Annotated in this window: 1 protein-coding gene and 1 pseudogene; both read left to right on the top strand. The window is 46.6% G+C overall.

What is annotated here, in order from left to right:
• Positions 1–431: 431 nt before the first annotated feature.
• Positions 432–950: an Hcp family type VI secretion system effector gene (locus BEB42_RS25850; RefSeq protein WP_001142958.1), complete on the top strand. Its 519-nt coding sequence runs from the start codon at positions 432–434 to the stop codon at positions 948–950.
• 209 nt (positions 951–1,159) lie between these two features.
• Positions 1,160–1,398 (top strand): annotated as a pseudogene (locus tag BEB42_RS25840) (hypothetical protein); the annotation flags it as partial.

Below are 1,398 nucleotides of genomic sequence, written 5' to 3'. Positions count from 1 at the left end.
TGTTTCTTTTTGAATTATATTATAATTTCATTAAACATAAGCTAATCTAATGATTGCTTGTTTATATATTTGTTTTGTGATTGAGTAAGTGGGTATTTTTAAGGAATATCTCAAAAATTATCAAAATGATAATTCAGAAAGGATAAATACAATATTTATTCATGATTCAGCTTTGGCCATTTTATGGAGGCAATACGGACTTTGAACAGTTGGGTATGGTTATCCAGATATATATTATTAAGTTATTGCTGAATAAGAGATTTAATGATTTTAAAAATAGTTTTTACGACAACCGTAAATTCTAGCTCGGTTTGTATGTAAAAAATACTGAAAAATGATGCGGTTCCGTGAAGTGAGCTGCATCTGCCTGTCTGGGATTAACGGCAGGTCATTGTAAGTAGTAATTAACCACGTTAACAAGGAGTTTACAAATGCCAACACCGTGTTATATCTCCATCACTGGTCAGACCCAGGGAAATATTACTGCAGGTGCATTTACCGCTGATTCTGTCGGCAACATCTATGTGCAGGGGCACGAAGACGAGATGCTGGTGCAGGAATTCCTGCATAACGTTACTGTCCCGACCGATCCTCAGTCCGGCCAGCCTGCGGGTCAGCGTGCTCACAAGCCGTTCATTTTTACCGTGGCGCTGAACAAAGCTGTTCCGCTGATGTACAACGCACTGGCCTCCGGTGAAATGCTGCCAACCACTGAACTGCACTGGTGGCGTACCTCTGTGGAAGGCAAACAGGAGCATTATTTCACCACCCGCCTGACTGATTCGACGATTGTCGATATGAAACTGCATATGCCGCATTGCCAGGACCCGGCGAAACGCGAGTTCACCCAGTTGCTCGAAGTTTCACTGGCCTACCGCAAGATTGAGTGGGAACACGTCAAATCTGGCACCTCCGGTGCCGACGACTGGCGCGCACCGCTGGAAGCATAAGTTAAGCCAACAGCATCCGGCTATCAGGCCGGATGCTGTTTTTGTATTACGCCGTAAAAAGAAAGGTTGTCAGTAAGGGGTTACGTTCACGGGAGATGGCGGATGCCGGAAACTTCGGCGGTAGCGTGCCTGAACGCAAGCGTAACACTGTACTGTTACAGCCGCTTTAACAGCGAACTGTCTGTTTTTCCTTAAACCCGGAGGTTGCTATGTCAACCGGATTACGTTTCACGCTGGAAGTGGACGGCCTGCCACCGGACGCGTTTGCGGTGGTCTCCTTTCATCTGAACCAGTCACTCTCTTCGCTCTTTTCCCTCGATCTCTCTCTGGTCAGCCAGCAGTTTCTCTCCCTTGAATTTGCGCAGGTGCTGGACAAAATGGCCTACCTGACGGTATGGCAGGGCGATGACGTACAGCGCCGGGTGAAAGGTGTGGTGACCTGGTTTGA

The sequence above is a fragment of the Escherichia sp. MOD1-EC5990 genome (assembly GCF_002965285.1).
Classification (GTDB): Bacteria; Pseudomonadota; Gammaproteobacteria; order Enterobacterales; family Enterobacteriaceae; genus Escherichia; species Escherichia coli_F.
The sequence above is the reverse complement of the archived record's forward strand: the minus strand, read 5'-3'. Positions and strand labels throughout refer to the sequence as shown.

Bases quoted from the DNA above. Each gene is read 5' to 3' on its own strand.
- BEB42_RS25850 (WP_001142958.1), top strand. From the start codon at position 432: ATGCCAACACCGTGTTATATCTCCATCACTGGTCAGACCCAGGGAAAT.